This is a genomic window from Novosphingobium aquimarinum (assembly GCF_009746585.1).
Taxonomy (GTDB): domain Bacteria; phylum Pseudomonadota; class Alphaproteobacteria; order Sphingomonadales; family Sphingomonadaceae; genus Novosphingobium; species Novosphingobium aquimarinum.
In genome coordinates this window covers 23,007-41,111 of sequence record NZ_WRPO01000029.1, presented here as the reverse complement: position 1 = coordinate 41,111, position 18,105 = coordinate 23,007, and the positions used below count along the sequence as shown (strand labels likewise).

Annotated in this window: 20 protein-coding genes and 1 pseudogene; 9 read left to right on the top strand and 12 right to left on the bottom strand. The window is 61.4% G+C overall.

Going from position 1 to position 18,105, the window contains the following annotated elements; all coding sequences use genetic code 11:
• Positions 1-113: 113 nt before the first annotated feature.
• From GQO94_RS19115 to GQO94_RS19095, 5 genes and pseudogenes are all read left to right on the top strand, one after another.
• A pseudogene (locus GQO94_RS19115) lies at positions 114-401 on the top strand (acyl-CoA dehydrogenase family protein); the annotation flags it as partial.
• On the top strand, positions 398-1,999 hold the full coding sequence (locus GQO94_RS19110; RefSeq protein ID WP_156842993.1) for a carboxyl transferase domain-containing protein: 1,602 nt from the start codon (positions 398-400) through the stop codon (positions 1,997-1,999). The pseudogene GQO94_RS19115 and the gene GQO94_RS19110, both read left to right, overlap by 4 nt.
• 5 nt (positions 2,000-2,004) lie before the next feature.
• Positions 2,005-3,858, top strand: coding sequence for an acetyl/propionyl/methylcrotonyl-CoA carboxylase subunit alpha (locus GQO94_RS19105; protein ID WP_156842992.1), 1,854 nt, complete (start codon positions 2,005-2,007; stop codon positions 3,856-3,858).
• Positions 3,858-4,310, top strand: a complete 453-nt coding sequence (locus tag GQO94_RS19100; RefSeq protein WP_156842991.1) for a MaoC family dehydratase — start codon at positions 3,858-3,860, stop codon at positions 4,308-4,310. The genes GQO94_RS19105 and GQO94_RS19100 overlap by 1 nt, the downstream gene beginning before the upstream one ends.
• Positions 4,307-5,149, top strand: coding sequence for an HpcH/HpaI aldolase/citrate lyase family protein (locus tag GQO94_RS19095; RefSeq protein ID WP_156842990.1), 843 nt, complete (start codon positions 4,307-4,309; stop codon positions 5,147-5,149). The genes GQO94_RS19100 and GQO94_RS19095 overlap by 4 nt, the downstream gene beginning before the upstream one ends.
• Before the next feature lie 474 nt (positions 5,150-5,623).
• On the opposite strand, the gene GQO94_RS19090 is transcribed toward GQO94_RS19095, so the two are convergent.
• On the bottom strand, positions 5,624-5,761 hold the full coding sequence (locus tag GQO94_RS19090) for a hypothetical protein (RefSeq protein WP_156842989.1): 138 nt from the start codon (positions 5,759-5,761) through the stop codon (positions 5,624-5,626).
• A 41-nt stretch (positions 5,762-5,802) separates the two neighbouring features.
• Here GQO94_RS19090 and GQO94_RS19085 point away from each other — a divergent pair, with 41 nt between their 5' ends.
• Together GQO94_RS19085 and GQO94_RS19080 are read left to right on the top strand one after the other, a co-directional pair.
• Complete coding sequence (locus GQO94_RS19085) at positions 5,803-6,375, top strand: RNA polymerase sigma factor (RefSeq protein WP_198046049.1); 573 nt, start codon at positions 5,803-5,805, stop codon at positions 6,373-6,375.
• A 383-nt stretch (positions 6,376-6,758) separates the two neighbouring features.
• A complete protein-coding gene (locus GQO94_RS19080) occupies positions 6,759-7,052 on the top strand; it encodes a helix-turn-helix domain-containing protein (protein ID WP_156842988.1) in 294 nt (97 codons plus the stop codon).
• Between the two features lie 26 nt (positions 7,053-7,078).
• Here GQO94_RS19080 and GQO94_RS21120 read toward each other — a convergent pair whose 3' ends face one another.
• Together GQO94_RS21120 and GQO94_RS19070 are read right to left on the bottom strand one after the other, a co-directional pair.
• Positions 7,079-7,246, bottom strand: coding sequence for a hypothetical protein (locus tag GQO94_RS21120; RefSeq protein ID WP_232333034.1), 168 nt, complete (start codon positions 7,244-7,246; stop codon positions 7,079-7,081).
• Positions 7,247-7,666: 420 nt separating this feature from the next.
• Positions 7,667-7,975, bottom strand: a complete 309-nt coding sequence (locus GQO94_RS19070; RefSeq protein ID WP_198046048.1) for a WYL domain-containing protein — start codon at positions 7,973-7,975, stop codon at positions 7,667-7,669.
• On the opposite strand from GQO94_RS19070, the gene GQO94_RS21335 reads away from it, so the two are divergent.
• Positions 7,922-8,056 (top strand): VOC family protein, encoded by a 135-nt coding sequence (locus GQO94_RS21335; protein ID WP_332310855.1) that lies wholly within the window; start codon positions 7,922-7,924, stop codon positions 8,054-8,056. The genes GQO94_RS19070 and GQO94_RS21335 overlap by 54 nt on opposite strands.
• Positions 8,057-8,177: 121 nt before the next feature.
• Here GQO94_RS21335 and GQO94_RS19060 read toward each other — a convergent pair whose 3' ends face one another.
• From GQO94_RS19060 to GQO94_RS19025, 8 genes are all read right to left on the bottom strand, one after another.
• Complete coding sequence (locus GQO94_RS19060; RefSeq protein WP_156842987.1) at positions 8,178-8,453, bottom strand: HU family DNA-binding protein; 276 nt, start codon at positions 8,451-8,453, stop codon at positions 8,178-8,180.
• Positions 8,454-8,499: 46 nt separating this feature from the next.
• Positions 8,500-9,414 (bottom strand): HEPN domain-containing protein, encoded by a 915-nt coding sequence (locus GQO94_RS19055; protein WP_156842986.1) that lies wholly within the window; start codon positions 9,412-9,414, stop codon positions 8,500-8,502.
• A 19-nt stretch (positions 9,415-9,433) separates the two neighbouring features.
• Positions 9,434-9,886 carry a type II toxin-antitoxin system VapC family toxin gene (locus GQO94_RS19050; protein WP_156842985.1) on the bottom strand — a complete coding sequence of 151 codons (453 nt, stop codon included), beginning with the start codon at positions 9,884-9,886 and terminating at the stop codon, positions 9,434-9,436.
• Positions 9,883-10,179 carry a type II toxin-antitoxin system Phd/YefM family antitoxin gene (locus GQO94_RS19045; protein WP_156842984.1) on the bottom strand — a complete coding sequence of 99 codons (297 nt, stop codon included), beginning with the start codon at positions 10,177-10,179 and terminating at the stop codon, positions 9,883-9,885. Before GQO94_RS19045 ends, GQO94_RS19050 begins: the two co-directional genes overlap by 4 nt.
• Before the next feature lie 466 nt (positions 10,180-10,645).
• Complete coding sequence (locus GQO94_RS19040; RefSeq protein WP_156842983.1) at positions 10,646-11,506, bottom strand: nucleotidyl transferase AbiEii/AbiGii toxin family protein; 861 nt, start codon at positions 11,504-11,506, stop codon at positions 10,646-10,648.
• Positions 11,503-12,183, bottom strand: a complete 681-nt coding sequence (locus GQO94_RS19035) for a type IV toxin-antitoxin system AbiEi family antitoxin domain-containing protein (RefSeq protein WP_156842982.1) — start codon at positions 12,181-12,183, stop codon at positions 11,503-11,505. Before GQO94_RS19035 ends, GQO94_RS19040 begins: the two co-directional genes overlap by 4 nt.
• A 361-nt stretch (positions 12,184-12,544) precedes the next feature.
• The gene (locus GQO94_RS19030; RefSeq protein WP_156842981.1) at positions 12,545-13,105 is read right to left on the bottom strand and encodes an RES family NAD+ phosphorylase; all 561 of its coding nucleotides are present in this window, start codon (positions 13,103-13,105) and stop codon (positions 12,545-12,547) included.
• Positions 13,106-13,110: 5 nt separating this feature from the next.
• Positions 13,111-13,746, bottom strand: a complete 636-nt coding sequence (locus GQO94_RS19025; protein WP_156842980.1) for a hypothetical protein — start codon at positions 13,744-13,746, stop codon at positions 13,111-13,113.
• A gap of 116 nt (positions 13,747-13,862) precedes the next feature.
• On the opposite strand from GQO94_RS19025, the gene GQO94_RS19020 reads away from it, so the two are divergent.
• Complete coding sequence (locus tag GQO94_RS19020; RefSeq protein WP_232333033.1) at positions 13,863-14,336, top strand: hypothetical protein; 474 nt, start codon at positions 13,863-13,865, stop codon at positions 14,334-14,336.
• On the opposite strand, the gene GQO94_RS19015 is transcribed toward GQO94_RS19020, so the two are convergent.
• Positions 14,333-18,100, bottom strand: coding sequence for a conjugal transfer protein TraG N-terminal domain-containing protein (locus GQO94_RS19015; protein WP_156842979.1), 3,768 nt, complete (start codon positions 18,098-18,100; stop codon positions 14,333-14,335). The two genes, GQO94_RS19020 and GQO94_RS19015, sit on opposite strands and share 4 nt — an antisense overlap.
• Positions 18,101-18,105 lie beyond the last annotated feature (5 nt).

The window sequence follows — 18,105 nt, the reverse complement described above, 5'->3', positions numbered from 1 at the left end:
ACGGTGTAAATCCCTCATCCCCCTCGCCGCCATCGCGAAAGGGAAAAAGTGGACGACTTTTACGCCGCCCGCAGCAGCACTTCGCCGCCGCTACCGTGGTCTAATTTTGCACCGCCGTTCTCAATGTCGCGCTCAACAGCGCGCGCGCCTACGTCTATGCCGTGGCGCGCGCCTGCGATGCGGGGAAGACCACGCGCTTCGACGCGGCGGGTGCGATCCTGCTAGCCAGCGAGAATGCGATGAAGGTGGCGCTGGAGGCGGTGCAGGCGCTGGGCGGTGCAGGCTATACTAAGGACTGGCCGGTCGAACGCTACATGCGCGACGCGAAGCTGCTGGATATCGGCGCGGGCACGAACGAGATCAGGCGCATGCTGATCGGCCGGGAGTTGATCGGAGCATGAGCGCGCCCGTCATCGACACCAGGCTGTCGCCCGACGCCGAGGGCTTCCGCGCCAATGCTGCCCATAACCGGGCGCTGGCCGAGGAATTGCGCGAGAAGGTTGCCGCCGCCGCGCAGGGCGGATCGGAAAACGCCCGCGCGAAGCATGTCGCGCGAGGCAAGCTGTTGCCGCGCGAGCGCGTCGAGCGGCTGCTTGATCCGGGCTCGCCCTTTCTGGAGGTGGGGCAACTCGCCGCCAACGGGTTGTACGGCGACGAAGTGCCGGGAGCAGGTGTAATCGCGGGCATCGGCCGGGTGTCGGGGCGGCAGGTCATGATCGCCTGCAACGATGCGACGGTGAAGGGCGGGACCTATTTCCCGATGACCGTCAAAAAACATCTGCGTGCGCAGGAGATCGCGCTGGAGAACCGGCTTCCCTGCATCTATCTGGTCGACAGCGGCGGCGCGAACCTGCCCAACCAGGCCGAGGTCTTTCCCGACCGCGAGCATTTCGGCCGCATCTTCTATAACCAGGCGAGCATGAGCGCGCGCGGCATCCCGCAAATCGCCTGCGTCATGGGCAGTTGCACGGCGGGCGGCGCCTATGTGCCGGCGATGTCGGATGAAACGGTGATCGTTCGTAACCAGGGAACGATCTTCCTTGCCGGCCCGCCGCTCGTTCAGGCGGCGACGGGCGAGGTCATCAGCGCAGAGGATCTGGGTGGCGGCGACCTGCACGGGCGCAAGTCCGGCGTGGTGGATCATGTCGCGGAAAATGACGATCATGCGCTGACCATCGTGCGGGACATCGTCTCCACGCTGCAACCCGATTTCAAGCCGGATCTCAACCTGCGCGAATCGTGCCCGCCCAAATTCGCGACAGAGGAACTGTACGGCATCGTGCCGCAGGATGTCCGTGCGCCCTATGATGTGCGGGAGGTGATCGCCCGCATCGTCGACGCATCCGAATTTCACGAGTTCAAGGCGCTCTACGGCGGCACGCTCGTCTGCGGCTTTGCCCATATCTGGGGCATGCCGGTCGCGATCCTTGCGAACAATGGCGTGCTGTTCAGCGAAAGCGCGGTCAAGGGCGCGCATTTCATCGAATTGGCATGCCAGCGTCGAATTCCGCTGCTGTTCCTTCAGAACATCTCCGGCTTCATGGTCGGCGGCAAATATGAAGCGGAAGGCATAGCGAAAAACGGCGCCAAGCTCGTCACGGCCGTGGCGACGGCGAGTGTGCCGAAGATCACCGTGCTCATCGGTGGGAGCTTTGGCGCCGGCAATTACGGCATGTGCGGCCGTGCCTATGGCCCGCGCTTCCTGTTCACCTGGCCCAACAGCCGCATTTCGGTGATGGGCGGCGAGCAGGCGGCCAGCGTGCTGGCGAACGTTCACCGTGACGCGGCCAGCTGGACACCGGCGCAGGTCGAAGCCTTCAAGGCGCCGGTTCGCCAGAAATATGAGGATGAGGGCAATCCCTATTATGCAACGGCGCGGCTTTGGGACGATGGCGTCATCGATCCCGCACAGACGCGCGACGTGCTGGGCCTCGCCTTTGCCGCCACGATCAACGCCCCCATTGCAGAACGCTCCTCGTTCGGCGTGTTCCGGATGTAATGTCTATGATCCAGTCTCTCCTCATTGCCAATCGCGGCGAAATCGCCTGCCGGATCATCCGCACCGCGCGCCGGCTCGGCATTCGCACCGTCGCTGTCTATTCGGACGCCGATGCGCAGGCCCTTCACGTCCGGTCCGCTGACGAGGCGGTGCATATCGGCCCGTCCCCGGTCCGCGAATCCTATCTGGTGGGTGGAAAGATCATTGCCGCGGCCAAGGCCACCGGCGCCGAAGCGATCCATCCGGGCTACGGCTTCCTGTCGGAAAATTCCGAGTTTGCCGCCGCCGTGCAGGCCGCCGGTCTGATCTGGGTCGGTCCTAATCCCGCCAGCATCACCGCCATGGGCCTCAAGGACGCCGCCAAGACGCTGATGCAGGACGCCGGGGTTCCTACGACGCCGGGCTATCTGGGTGCCGATCAGAGCCCCGAGCGCCTCAAGGCAGAGGCGGACCGGATCGGCTATCCCGTCCTGATCAAGGCGGTCGGCGGCGGCGGCGGCAAGGGCATGCGCAAGGTCGATGCGGCTGCCGAGTTCGCCGACGCGCTGCTTTCCTGCCAGCGAGAGGCGATCTCCAGTTTCGGCAATGATGTCGTGCTGCTGGAAAAATGGGTGACCAACCCGCGCCATATCGAAGTGCAGATTTTCGGCGATAGCCACGGCAATGTCGTCCACCTGTTCGAACGTGACTGCTCGCTTCAGCGCCGGCACCAGAAGGTGATTGAGGAAGCGCCTGCGCCGGGCATGGACGAAGCGACCCGCGCCGCCGTCTGCCGGGCGGCGGTCAATGCCGCCAAGGCGGTCGACTATGTCGGCGCCGGCACGATCGAATTCATCGCCGACGGATCGGAGGGCCTGCGCGCCGACCGCATCTGGTTCATGGAGATGAACACGCGGCTCCAGGTAGAGCATCCAGTGACGGAAGAGATCACCGGTCAGGATCTGGTCGAATGGCAGTTGCGCGTCGCGTCGGGCGAGCCGATTCCGGTGAAACAGGACGATCTGTCGATCAACGGTTGGGCGATGGAAACGCGCCTATATGCCGAAGATCCGGCAAAGGGATTTCTGCCGTCGATCGGCAGGTTGGATACGTTCGAACTGGGCGGCGAGATGCCAGGGCTGCGCATCGAGACGGGGGTAGAGCAGGGTGCGGAGATATCCCCCTTTTACGACCCGATGATCGCCAAGGTCATCGCCCATGGCGCCACCCGTGACGAGGCTCGCAAACGCCTTGCCGAAGCGCTGGACGACAGTACCGTCTGGCCGCTCAAGACGAATGCCGGCTTCCTGGTGAAAGCGCTCACCAACCCCGACTTTGCGGCGGCGCGGCTGGACACCGGCCTTATCGCGCGGGAAGGCGATGCACTGATGCCGTCTACCCGTCCCAGCGACGAAGCGCTGGCGGACGCTGCTGCTGCGCTGGGTAAGGGCGGTGGCCTTGCCGGCTTCCGCCTCAATGCGCCGGTCAGAGAGGAAGGCGTCTTCCTCCTCGATGGCGAGGCAGTCACAATTGCTTATGATCCAAGGGAAGGTGCGGCGGTCCGGCAAGAGGATATACTCGTCGCCGAGAGCGGACAGGTCTGGCGTTTGATGCCCTTCCGCGCCGGCGGCGCAGCAGGCGCGGAGGCATCCGACGGCGCGATCCTCTCGCCCATGCCCGGCCGCGTCATCGCCGTCGCTGTCTCGGCAGGCGAGGTCGTGGCGAAGGGGCAGAAGCTGCTGACGCTCGAAGCTATGAAGATGGAACACAGCCTGGTCGCGCCATTCGACGGCGCGATCGCGCAATTGAATGCCAGTGTGGGCGGGCAGGTCAGCGAAGGCGCGCTGTTGGTGAAAATCGACAAGGTGGAGGCGGCCTGATGGCGGGTAAATTTTTCGACCAGTGGTATGTCGGCGAGACGCTGACACACGAAATCCGCCGCACCGTGACGGAGACCGACAATCTCCTCTTCTCGACAATGACCCACAACCCGCAGCCGCTGCACATCGATCTGGAGGCAGCCAGGGCCAGCGAGTTTGGCCAGATCCTCGTCAACGGCACCTTCACCTTCGCGTTGATGATCGGGCTTTCGGTGGCGGATACGACGCTGGGTACGCTGGTCGCGAACCTAGGTTATGACAAGCTTACCATGCCCAAGCCGGTATTTATCGGCGACACGCTGCGGGCGGAATCCCAGATTACCGATCTCAAGCCCAGCAAGTCCCGCCCCGGCGCTGGAATCGTCACCTTTACCCATCGTTTGCTCAACCAGCGTGACGAGATTGTTTGTCAGTGCCTGCGCATGGCGCTGATCAAGGGCAGCGACGCATGAAGCTGCGATCGCTGCTGTTCGTGCCGGCCGATCGCCCCGAACGCTTCGTCAAGGCCGCGCAGAGCGGAGCGGATGCAATCATCCTGGACCTGGAGGATTCCGTATCGCTCGGGCGAAAGGATACCGCGCGCGCAGCCGCCGCTGACTGGCTGACCGGCGAGCGTCCACTGACGACATTTGTGCGTCTCAATCCTTTGGACAGTGCACATGTCGATGCCGATCTCGCCGCCATTGCTGGCACCCGGCCCGACGGAATTATGTTGCCCAAGGCGGAAGGAGACGCAAGCGTTCGGGCACTCTTGGATAGGCTTGGCGACTCACCCGTGCCGATCCTGCCGATCGCGACCGAAACGCCGGCCGCCATCTTCGAAATGGGCAGCTATCGCGCCGTTGCTGGCCATCTGGCGGGCGTCACCTGGGGTGCAGAGGATCTGCCAGCCGCAATCGGTGCCCTCACCAGCCGCTCTGCCGACGGAAGCTACACGGCGCCCTACCAGATGGTGCGGGCCTTGACGCTATTCGCCGCGCACGCCGCGCATGTCGCTGCGATCGAGACCGTCTACCCCGCGATCAAGGATGAGGCCGGCCTTGCCGTTTATGCTGCGCGCGGCGCTCATGACGGTTTCACGGGCATGCTGGCGCTGCATCCTGCGCAGGTGCCGATCATCAATGCGGCCTTCACCCCCGGCGATGAGGCGGTTGCCCATGCACGCGCCGTGGTCGACGCCTTCGCGGCGGTGCCGGATGCCGGTGTGCTGATGCTCGACGGCCAGATGATCGATGCGCCACATCTATTGCAGGCGCGTAAGATATTGGAACGGGCAGGTGTAACGTTATAAACAAGCTCTACCCTGATGTGGTGTGTCACATATCCTACCCGCTGAAGCCGAAGATCAGTATTAAGTTGCCGCAAACTGCCTCGATATGGCAGCGTACTCGCAGCCCAAGATCCCGGGCAAACCCGGCGCAGTTCATGGCGGAGCTTTGGCCAAGATAACGATCGGTATTGGTATTGAACGAGCTAGCGTTAATAGGGCAATGCGGGCTTTGCCCGGGCAAGTCGTGACATTCGCCGGGGCGGTCAAACGGCGGAAGACCGTCGCGCTTTGGGCTGCACAACGTAGTGTTCGCCTTCGCGTCGTTGCAGGCGCCGAAGGTCTATTCGAATGCTCTGGAAAAGGGTCGGCTTCTTACCTAAATGGGCGGGGCAGGTGCTTGGGGCGGCATCAACTCGGTGCAACTGATATAGCCAATGCTATATGCTTCCCACGAATGTCGCTGGCGACTGATGCTGCCGTCTCAGGCGCATTGGCTCAGACCCCGCAGGCATGGATCTTGGCCTCCTGGAGCGTCTCATCGCCATCGGCTCCGTGCAGTTCATGGCTGATCTGCCGATGCAATCCGGTCCAGTGCCAGCCATGCACGAGGAAGTGGGGACGGACGTTCTCCATGGCGTTCACCGCCGCAGGTTACTACCGGACAAGGTGGATGAGTGATCGCCTTCGGTCCAAACCTGTTCTCGTCTTCCCTGCGGAGGAAGCCTGAGGAAGCTCCGACCGATGGAAGCGTGATCGCTGGCCTGCTGGCCGTGTTTGAAACAGACTATCTGATCCTGCTGCATCGCTTGTCGCATCGTCTCCGGTCGCAGGAGGCGGCTGAAGACGCTCTCCACGACGTGTATGTGAAGCTCCGGTCAGATCTCCACATAAGTGAGGTCAGGAACCACAGGGCCTACCTTTACAGGATGAGCCTGAATCTCGCTAAAAATAACATTCGGGCCCACAGCCGGACAACGACGGTAGATGACTTCATTCTTGCGCTGGTCCCGGACATCGCCCCGGATCCCGAGCAGGTTGCATTTGCTCGCCTTGAGATGGAGCGCGCGTTCGACGCGCTGCACGCCATGCCCGAGCGGCGGCGGCGATTGTTCCTTGCAAGATGGCGGGACGGCACGTCGCAGGCCGAGATCGCGCTGGAATTCGGGTTGCACAAGCGATCAGTGCAAAAGGAACTCGCGCGAGCCGAAGCGTTCCTCCGCAAGGTTCTTCGGCGGCCGAAATTGTAGGTCGGGACCTGCCGCAGCCGGCTGCGCAGCCCACGATGAAAAAAAGAGGGCGCCTTTCTGCTCCCTCAGGTGTCCAGACACGGGAATGGACGGATTTCCTCCTCAAGCGGCCGCGGATGTACCCGTGCCGGATTGGGGTGGTGATCGATGAAGCAGTGCGTTGAGGTTCCCAGCGCGAAAAGGGCTGCTTCAATACGCCCGAGGAGTCGCCATGGCGGCTTTGAACGTATGATCGTAGACGTCGCGTTATACGCTCGACAGTCGGAGGCCCGGCCGTCTTCCTCGCCACCAGATCGGGGCCGGAAGCGTCAGAAGACCGAGCATGAAGACCTGACGCGAAACCGACACTCGCGCCTTGGCAAGTAAGGCTCGCAACCCAGATCATGCAACGCGATTTCAGCACGAGTATTTCGATTCTCGATGTTGCATGTCAGTGCCGGTTGTCGCTCAGTCACTTCGTCAGAGCATTCTCCAACACGGTGGGCATCGCACCTTACGCATGGTTCGTGCAGAAGCGCATGCAGCATGCTGAAGCCCTGCTGACCGGTACACAGCTCCCGATCGTCCAGATCGCACTCGAATGCGGCTTTACGGACCAAGCTCATTTCACGAAGGCGTTTGCCAAGGCAAATGGAACAACGCCGGCGCGATGGCGGCGTCAGCCGCTGATAGGATAACCGCGTGGAGAGGGGGAGGGAGCTGATCAGCTATCGTCGATCGGCGAATCTCTGTGGGCGGTGGCGCGACGACGTGCCGTTTCTAAAAGCCTCGGATCGTGCTCGGGGCGATTCCAACGCGCTGAACCATTGAGGGCGGTGAGATCCTCAATATGGGTCAGGAAGGTATACACCCGGTTGACGATCTCGATCATGAGGGCCTTCATCTCTGCATCCGATATCCGCGAGACTTGGGTCCAGGGGATTTCGCCGAATGGGGACACCACCTTGAGTCGCTGAAGTCTCCAGAAAGGCTATCCGGCGTCGTTCCGGCGTGTAGATCCTCAAGGCGGCTATTGCGAACGCATTGCTCTACAAGCGCAAGTGCGATTCTGCGAGCCGCCCGGTCGGAAATCGCCTCCTCAGCCACGTGATTATCCTCGATTCCGAAAGATCGGCCGGTCCCCGGCTCGGCGGCAATATGTCGTCATTCCGAACCATTGTCATCTTAAGGTTCGACATGGTCGCCGGCCGATTGCATGGCGACGATACTCCCGTACTGGTTATGACCATGGGCAAGACCGATGCCGCCCATTTGGGAAAGCCGCAAGATCTCCCATCGACGGCAAGGCCGCCTACGCTTCGCCGATCGGATCGTTCAAAGTTTCCACCTCAATAATCCGGCCAGTGCGAAAGTGACGGAAGCCATCTCGCAAGTCGTACCAAGCGATCAACATGCGGTAGGTATCGGCATAGCCAAGAATGATTGACCAGACGATGCGCCGCGTCTCCTCGCCGTCGCCCGCTCGATAGGGCAGCCGAAGCTTGCGCCAGCCATGGATAGCTGAGCGCAGTAACGCACGATCGACCGTCTCTTCATTGGTTGCCTGATGGAAGTTGTGCAGGAACCCAAGGATATGCCTTGGGGCAATCGCGCCACACAATTTCGCGATCCCGAAGGGACGTTGATCAGCCTATTCACACCAGTATCCGATGTAGCCAAGCTGCGCTTTGGGTCTCGATAAACGGTAGAGATGGTTGCAGGACTGGTTCGACGTCCGAACTTGCCGACTCTTGGCATCGCACGCGACCCGATCTCGCGTCCAGAACCGGCAGCAGGCTTCCGCGCGCTGCCAGCTCAGTTGTTCACGCGTTCAGCTTGTCCTTCACCGCCTTGGCAGGCGCGAACGTCAGCTTCTTTGACGCAGCGATCTGAATGGTTTCGCCAGTCGCCGGATTACGCCCTTCGCGAGCCGCGGTTTCCTTGACTTTGAACTTCCCAAAGCCGTTGAGGGAAATCTCCTGGCCCGCTGCCGCAGCTTGGGCAATCGAGGCGAACACGGCGTCGACCATCTTGCGCGCATCGGCCTTGCTCAGGCCGGACTCAGCGGCCAGCTTGTCGGCGAGATCACTGTTGTTCATGCAAAAACTCCATTGTGTTGCAGTGGTTCGGTGAGGGCCGGGCCCTCTATATCTTTGCCTGCAGTTCAGCCAGCTTTTCCTGGCATAGCGCGTTGACGACGTTGCCCAGCAATTCAATCCGCTCGGAGAGGTAGGAGAACTCTTCGTCGGTCATCTGGAACCAGTCGGAGTGGCGCGCCTTCACATAAGCGTCCTTGAGTTTCAAAAAGCGTGCCTCGAGCTTTCGCTTGTCGCGAGGCCAGACATCTATGAGTTTGGGCGACAGCCTCTCCGCAAGCTGCCGCAGAAATTTGATGTTGTGGCTGTACGGCGTGTAGAAGGTAAAGACGAGCAGAATGCAATAATAAAGCCTCTCGCACGCCTGTTGCAGGTTATAGGCAGCGTCCGGATACTGCTTGGCTTGGTAGAAAAATTGAAAGCCCATCCGTGAGGATACGGCCAGCCCAAACCACTGGTCATAATAGCCTTTGGCCATGTCATACGCCTGCTGAGGGGTCTTCGGCTTGGGCTTGTGCAACTCGCTATCGTCGACCTGATACAGCGCGATGCCCTCGCGAGCGATGTCCATGAAGAAGTAACGGCCATGCGCCAGCCCGTCATTCACTTCCTGAAGGGTGTGAACGATGAAATTGACCGGGGTCCGCAACCGGTTCAGGATCATGGTCTCGCGGTCGAGGCGCTCCGCCGCCTTTTCCCAATATTCGAGCCGGTCGGTCAATTCCTTCTGGTTGACGATGATGAGCAGGTCGAAATCCGATCGATAGCCGCGCTCGGTGTGCGGCTCATGGACCCAACGCCCGGTCGCGTATGAGCCATAGAGAATGATCTTCAGGATGCGGCCAAGCTTTCGGGGGCCGGTCGGCTGGCCATGCGCGTCCTCGAATTCCTCAAACAGGATTTGGATGACCCGATCAAGTTCGCGTCGCTTGTTCGCCGGCAGATGGTCAAGTTCGGTTTTCATTGTGTCGATGTCGCTCGGCTCAGGTCAAAGGGAAGCGGGACGGATCGTCTTCCCAGGGATTGAAGATCACGGCCCCGCTGTGGCGCGTATCCTTCACATTGCGCGTCACGAGGAAGAGATCATGTTCTATCGCGGTCGCGGCGAGCAATGTGTCAATGACCGGTGGCGCCTGCCGGATTCTGCGCTTGACGTCGCCGGAAATCGCGCCCCAACGGTAGACGATGGCGTCGTCGACAGAGAGGAGCCGATCGCTGAACCGGTGAGCAAGCGCATCGCGCGCGGCCGTATAACGCGAGCGATCAGGGTGTTCGGGTTCCAGATTGCGAATGCCCTTATCATATTCCGCGAGTGCCAGCACGCTCAGGAACATGCGATGCTCAGGCTGCTCCGTCGCCCATGCCTTCACGCTTGGCGCGCCATTTGGGCTCGCGAGCGCCGAAACGACATGTGTGTCGAGCAGCCAACCCTTCACAGGACGATGTCCCGTCCACGGTCGACCTCCCGCTCAGGGTCGAGACCGTCGAGGCCAAGACCCTCGAGGAATGGTACGAAATCGGGCTTGCCGGCATCCTTGGGGAGAAGGCGATCGAGTTCGTCGACGCTGATCACGACAACGGCTTCGCGGCCCCTAACCGTGACCCGCTGCGGCCCTTCGCTCTGCGCGCGCCTGACGACCTCGCTGAAGCGAGCTTTGGCATCCTCCAGTTTCCAGGCACCGGGCGGACCGGATTTGTCTCTGTTTCCCTTGCGAACGGCTGTGCCCACTGGTCTTCTCCTGACTAGCTGGTCAGATATAGCCTCTCGGTAGCAGTTGGGCAAGCGGTTCAGGTTGCTTTCTCGCAAAGCTCTTCCGCGAGTTCCGTGATTCGCGCTTATCCACAAGTGCGGTGGAACTGGTTCCGCGGTTTGCGTTCCGCGTTTATCATCATGCTATGGCCAAGCAGAGCGATTCGAGCCAAGGTTCACTATTCGACGCGGGCGAATTGCCTGCAATCGAACGGATAAAGCAGGCGCTACCCGATCGGTCGACGCTCGAGCCATCGAGCCAAATGCTTCCTGATCGAACCCATGTTCTCATCGGGCGTCACAGCGATACCCGCAATCCCGTACGGAGGTGGTTGCGTGCACTGATCACGTGGCGCAAGCGCGTCTAGCATATCCATCTACTGGCCCGCCGCAGAATCTAGCATTGGTTCGATCCTGCCAAGCTGGGTCACGTACCTCCACGGGCTCATTTGATGCCGTCTCTGGCAAGCTGACCAAGCTTGGCATCAAAGAAGCGCTCACTCCACAGGGAGAGGGATTTCGCTTCGGCCGGACGCAGGAAGCGAGCAACGTCGCTTGCCGCCGCGCTCCAGTCGACGGAACTGATCTTTTCCTTCAAAGTGTCGACCAGCCATTCGCCGTCGTAAATCATGTCGAGCTTCTCCTGCCACGGGCCGGCCTGCCGCAGCGCGGCGGCAAGGAGGGGCAGGTTCAGGGGAACGTGATTTGCAACATACCAGGAAAAATCGAACCAGTCGCGGCCCTTGAGATAGGGGCGGCAGAGCAAGGCATGAACCTTGAGCGCGAAATTGGACGGCAGATCCTGGTGCCGCACCTCGTAATCGGCAGGGAAGTCGAGGAAGGTAGTGGCTTCTTCCGATCCCGCCGGAGGATTGGTGTCGATCTCAAGCTTGATCTTGATCGTCCTGCCACGGTTCGATCCTGCAAAACGCAGGTTGAGTTGGTTCGCAATCGAGTCGTCCTTGAGGACCGCCTCGCGAACCGCCCTGTCCATCTTTTCCTTCGGCTGGGCTTCGAGCTTGAGGCCGAACTGAGCGAAGATTTCGACCAGGGCAGTGAGATAAGGGGACCATCGGAACGCGGCATCGGGGGTACGCAGCAGAAAATCGAGATCCTCGGAGAAACGTGGGAGCCCATGCAGGATGCGCAGGCTCGTGCCACCCTGGAAAAGCGCGACATCGAAAAAATCGGCGCGCCAGAGAGCGTAGAGCGCGATCTCCTGGATTATCTCCTTGGTCGCGTTTTCCTCTTCAAGGGCGTTGGTCGCAGCATAGTCGCGGAGCTTCTTCTGCAACATGTCGATCATCGCGATGGTCCAGACGATGGAGAGCGGTCGGCACTGATGCCGAGTTCGAGCGATCGAAGAAAATCGTTGACCGCCTTGTGCTTGTAGACGCCTTGCAGCATCGCGAACTCCCTGGCTTTGAGCGAGCCCAGATGGTCTTCATCGATACGCAAGCCGCTTGTCAGCCAGCCGAGGTCCGTCCAGCCGCTCTTGCGCAGTGCGATGAGATCGAGGAGCGCGCGTAAGGGCGTGGCGACGAATGCTGTAAGGGCGCCCAATTTCAGTCGCTCCACGCCGACCAGAAACTGATATTTCTGGATGGCGAGCGGATGATAGGAAAAGCGCCCCATGACCGGTGTCTCAAATTCGAGCGTCTTGCGGCCGGGCGTCACGCTTGCGATCACATAGACTGCCTCGGGAATCCAGCCATGATAGGAGAGGGCGGTTTCGAACGAGACATAGCTGCCTGGAAGGAGAGCCTGCGCGACTGCGAAGGGATGAGGTGTATCGGCGCGGGAGGATTGGGCGAGCAGGTAGGCGCCGCGCTTCAACCGGACGAGTGTACCGTCCTTCAGCGCGCGGTTTACGAGCGCATACCGTCGCGCATCACTGCCGCCGATTGCTTCGGCCAGCTGCCGCTCATCAAAGATGCGGCCAGCGAGCTTTCCATGGGACAGGCTGGAAGCAAGTGCACTCATAAAATTCTAGATACTTGCGAATAGTGAAAGTTTCAAGAATTTTGTGAAGGCATTTCCATCGACCGCGTGCGCGCCACTGCCCCGCCCGAACCACAGTCGAACCAAGAAGATAGGCGACGATCCAAGGGCGCGCCATTTCGAGGATGCGAATCTGCTCCAGATTAGGCTGAAGTGTCAACCGATGGCTACAGTCCCTGCCTTCGTCGCCATGCACAGAGTCAGGTATTCCCTGGAAAATGATGGTGGGCACCGACGGGATGGGCAATCAACTAATCCGCGGCTGGCATGTGAAGCTTGTTGACGGCGTGGCTCCCTCCACATGGCCGATAGGCGCGTTGCGGCGTCTCGCCGGTTCGGCCATTCAGGGCTCAACGAATATTTTTCCGAAGTGATAGGCGAGGACGGTCGCCTGGGCCGCTCCAATCGCAACCGCTTTGGTCGTCGTTTCGGCAATCGCGTTCGCCGCGCGATCGAATAGCGCCACACAGCGATGGTTGTCGAACCGGGACGTATAAAGGATGCCATCGGCAACCGTCGTTGCATGGATTTCGGCGCTGACCTCCCTGCATCGCAGATAGTCGATACCGTGAAGATCGGTGAAGGAGAGGCCGTCTGCGGAGACGCTGGCATCGATCAGAGGATAGAGCTTTAGCGCTCTTGTGATCTCCAGTTCACTGCGCACTCGGCTTTCGATGGCTGACGACAGGATATATGGCGTTTCGGGCGTTCGAACGAGTGTTTCGCCGAATGCCGTTTCAAGCGTCCGAGCTGCGTAAAGCACCTTGTAGCTGCCATCGGGCGAGTCGAAGCGGGACTGAGGTGCATAGCCGGCAGGTCCGAAAAACATCGGACTGTGCTCGGCACGGTGTATGCGATGGAGGCGCACGCCCGCATCGATACGTCTCAATCGAATGGACGCCATTTATATCAGGCAGTCCAGCTCGCCGCCAAACCCGCAAGCTGCTTTAGGACTCTCTGCTCCGGCCGTCTCGCGAGCGTTTGGAAGACGGTCTCACGATGAGATCCGAACCCATCGAGCGGCGTGGTGAGCATCATCAGCTGTTCCCACGGGTTCATATCGTCAAACGCTTCCAGCACCGCCTTGAGGCCATGCAACACCTCGCCATTGGCGAACTGCGCCGCAGGATATCGGATCTCCGTCCCGTAGGGCACGCCCAGAATCTGGCGACGCTGGCGCTGCTTGTCGATCGCGGCCTGGGAGACACCCAGCATCTCGGCGACATGCGCGCGGTCGAACATGCCCCCGGCCCGCTCAGCCATTTCCTCGCGAAATTGTGCGGTCCGCTCGCGCGCCGCCCTGATCGCTTCGAGGTCGGCAGGTGCTTCGGGAGCGATGTCGCGTGGCGCGATGACCAGCGCGTGCCGGAGATCCTCAGAACCGACGATATCGGCGAGCGTATCGTCGCTGGCAGAATCTACCGCTTTGGCAATCGCCAGTGTCAGCTTCTCCAGTGCCTTGTGCCGCAAAGTATCGCTTGCGGGAAAGGCTGCGCGCGGCGAGGCTCGCCTGCTGGATTTTGGAACGTGGGCGGTGCTGGCCATGACTGTCCTTTCTGTCTGCAATATATCAACTACGACAAAAAGGACAAGCGAGGATTGTTGATTGAGGGTGACGGTAGACGGCTTTGATGGTAAGAGGAATCTGAAAGGATTCCAAGGTGAACACCGCCCTCGACGATCAGGACACTATGAGCAGGCCAACGGCGCCGAAACTGTCGGCATGGCTCTGGTTGCCTTGGTATGCCAAGCTCTGGTGGGCGGCCATTCCAGTGTGGTGGATGGGCATGGCCGTGTCGACGCGCATTGACGCTCTGGAGACTTTCTATCGCGGAGCGCCCGCGGGCTATCTGAATATCCTCTTCTTCCCGATGACGGCGCTGATGGTGCTGGGCGTCGGCTATGCCAGGGAACGCCTGGACGGATTTGTGGGCTCAGGCAACGGAACGCCGCTGTCCGATGATGAAGCTTTGGCTGTGACGGAACGGGTCTGGGAAGATCATGATCGGGCGATGGAAGACCTTGCCGCCACGACAGACATTTTCGACCCTCGGTCAGGGGCGCTCTGGATCGGCAACCCTTCAAACCCGCTCAATCCAGGCTACATCGATCCCCATACCGGAAAGCACCGCTAACGCTTCTTGAAGCTACTGTCCCCGTCACCGGAGCTGCCGGCGATATCCGTCGAAAAGCTGCCTTTTGCCAATACCGAGTTTTGCTCAAGGGACGTTAGCGGCCCGGTGATATCAAACGTGGCGCGCCCATTGTCCGCATCCTGAAGGTATCGATTGCGCACTCCTTCGCGTCCCAGGACGCGGTTCGACAACTCATGGGAGAAAGTTGCTGCGGGATCGCTTGAGCGCGCTGCAGCACGCTCAGCTGCAGCAATCGAGTCCCGCACGTCATAGTTGACGATATCCAGCGTTGATCCGGCAGTTTCACTCGTGGAGCCAGTGTCCCTGCTGCTAAATCCAACCCCCGCGCCAACTCGCCCCGACGTCGATTGTACCTTCTGAGGCCCTTGAACCTGCCGGCCCTGCGTTCTTCTGCCAGCTCCTGGGGTGCTTCCACCAACATTCTCGTTTTCGGTCACTCCAACCGAACGACCGAGTTCTAGATTTACACTGGTCCCCATCGTCGTCTGATCTGTGGCCGAACGGGAGAGAGTTCTCTGCCACCCTGTCTGCGCCATAATTGCCTGGACATCGCGCTGGAGCGTGTCGGCGACCTGAGGCTTGAGCCGCCACTCGCCTTTGCGGTCCATTTCGAACCCGCCGCGGAGCCAGTGTGAGAGCATCGCCTGGCCCTCGGCACCGCCGCCCATGAAGTGCTCGATGGTATCAGGACCAGCCTGCTTGCCCGCCTCGAAACGGGTGCTGGTGTCGCTGCGCGCCGAGCGGCTGAAATCCGTCCCGCTGGAGACGAGCAGGTCATTGTGCGCGAAACTGAAGCGCGCGTGACCGCCATTGGCGATCGCGCCGAGCTGGCTCTCGTTGATAAGCCCAGCCTTCCACATGGCGGCAGCGGTTTCCGGTGTCAGGTTGAGGCCGAGATCGCCATTCTGGTCCATAGCGATCTGGCGTTTGCTGAGGTTTATGCCGTGCTCGGCGAGCAGACCTTGCATGCGGGTCAGGCGTTCACGGTCGACAATCGAGGTCAGCCGCTCGTTGCGCGCGCGATCGGCGACACCGGCCGCGCCACCTTCGGCCATATCGACCTGGTTGCCCGCGGTCCGGGTCAGCGCCTGGATGAAGCTGTCGAGACGCGCCGCCTCGCGCGTCGAGACGCCAACCGCCGCCGCACCCTCGGCATAGCCGAAATTATCCGACTGCCGCCGCTGTTCGCCGATCCGCGCCGCGTCCCGCGTGCCCGAGGTTCCGACCTCGCGCTGCGCATCGAGCTTGCCCGAGCGCTCGGCGAAATCATAGCCGGCCGCCTCGCGCGTCCGGCCATAGACGCTCGTGCCTTCCCGGCCCGCCTCGGCCGTCGCGCCATCCGCGGTGCCAAGCTGCGTCGCCGCACTGTAACGCTCCAATGCAGCCTCAACCTGTGCCTCGTTGCGGCCGGTGGCGCGAGAGAACTGGCTGATCGCCGTGCTGCGCGCTTCGCCGGACAGCGCATTGATGAAACCGATACGGCGAGATGTCTCGTCCACCGACAGGCCCAGCATCGATGCGGCTTCGCGCTGACCCTGATTGCTGCCAGTACGCCAGCCTTGCTCGGTTGCCACATTGGCGCGTTCGACGCCGGCGACATTGTCTCCCGCATAGTCCCGGCGGCCTTCCATCGCACCCACCTGGATTTGCGCGGAAGTTAGGTCGTTCCTGAACATCTGTTCCTGGTCGAAGGCATTGGCCGTCAGCTTGGCGAAGGTGGGATCGGCCTGTGCCTCGCCGATGACACCTGATGCCTTGAGCTGCGCGTCCGCGGGCGAATAGCCGGCGCGCTCAAAGTGACGCGTCGCTCCCCGCATCATCATGTCATAAGCGCGCTGGTCGCCGAATGCGCGCCACTGGACAAGGTTTTGACTGAAGGCGGCGAACGACTTTTCACCGGCTTCGCCTCGGCCAAAATAGCTTGTCCCTAGACTCCTCAAGGCATCCTTCTCGGCGAACTGATGAATGGCGGTGGTCGCGGCATTGGCCTGGATCGCGCGCGCGACCGCCGGATCGGCAAGATCGCGGCCACCCAGCGCGGGCGCGAGGCTCCCCAACTGACGCGACCCTTCTATGCCGCCAAGCGCGAAAGCGGTGCCGCCTGGCGTTCCGGAGCGCTCGCCCAGGATATGGCCCGCCTCGCCATAGGTCCGGTTGGCGCCGAAGGTGGAGCGCTCGCCGAAATCCCCAAAGCTCGAAGCCGCCGCCGCGCGGGAGCGCGTGCCCATGGCTGACGCCTGAGCCTCCAACGCGGAGGCCTGCCCTTCGGCCGTGCCCATCGGCGCTGCCGCGGCTGTCCCTTGGGCGGCAACACCAAGCGATCCCGACGTGAACGAGGTGAACACATTGCCGCTGAAACGGAAGACAGTGAAGACGAAGGCGCCGGCGAGGCCAGCGGCAGCCGTGCGGAAGCTGCCGAAGATCGCAAGCGCCTTCATCGCTGCGGAAGGCGCGAGCAACCAGGCATTGGCGGCGAGTGCATTGGACCGCAGCTCGGCGAGTGTTGCCGTCGCGCGGCCGAGGGTGAGTTGATAGATGCCCGCGTCGATCACGCCCCAGAGCGCCACGAAGACGAACATGCCGAGCGCGAAGCTCGCCACGCGCAGGTTGATCGGCGTCAGGATGAACAGCAGCGCGATCGGGATCATGAAGAGCATGATACCGAACACAGTGGCACGGATCGTCGGCATCCATTCATTTGCGACCGACATGGTGGCAAGGCCGTTCGAGATAACCGCGCGATTGGCCATGACCCTGGCCGCGCTGGCCGGCGAATCCTCGAACAGGACGTCGCCGACTGTGTTGCCAAGGAGGATGTGGGTCAGGAAGGCCTGCGCGCTCAGCGATCGGCCGAGCATCATCTGGCCCATTTCGCCAAGCTGCTGCCGACAGCGCGTCATCTGCTGGGCATTGCCGGTGTCGTAACCCGTCCGTGCGCAGATCTGGCTGGTATAATTGTCGAACAGCACGGGGTCGGACAGGCGATCCGAAATGTGCGTCCAGGCATCGGTGCAAGTCACAGTCGTGCCGCCCTTGTCGGCCTCGGTGTAGACCGTCGAGAAGGTAGCGGGACCCGCCATGGCCGCGAAGGAAGCGGGCAAGTCGGTCGAGGTTCGGAAAAGCTGGTCATCGTCGACGCCATAGGCGGCCGACACGCGCGCGACCGGATAGCATTGACGGACATAGTCCTTGATGGTTGCATCGAGGAATACATCGGTCATGGGGCCGCGTGGGCTGACCGCGTTCAGGAAAAGATCGAAGCTGTGGCCACCGGCGCCAAACTCGATCTTGGCGTTGGGATCGAGCGTGTTGTCGTCGATCGTCTCGACCATCGCGCGTTCCATCATGTTGGTTGCGCCGGCGACCAGAACCAGAAGGTTGGGAACGCCGCCTACAGGCTGGTAGGCGTTGCGCACCCTGTCATAGACGTGGACCGTGCCGGTTGTGGCGATAAGTCCGACGAAGAGACCGACCCCTACCAAGATCTGGAACCCGAACGCGACCAGGCCCATGCCGGTCCCGCGCACGCTGGCGATGATTGCGCCGAGACCGATGCCGACCGTTGCGACGATCATCACCAGCGTCTCGTAACGCGGATCGCCGAAGATCATCGAGACGAGACGGAAGGCGTCGACTGTCTCGGCGAACCCGTCATAGGTGTGGAAGCTCGTATCGACCGCGAGTGCGGGCGACGCGAGGAAGAGGGCGGGGAGGGCGGCAATCAGCCTCACGAGCCTGCGCATGACAT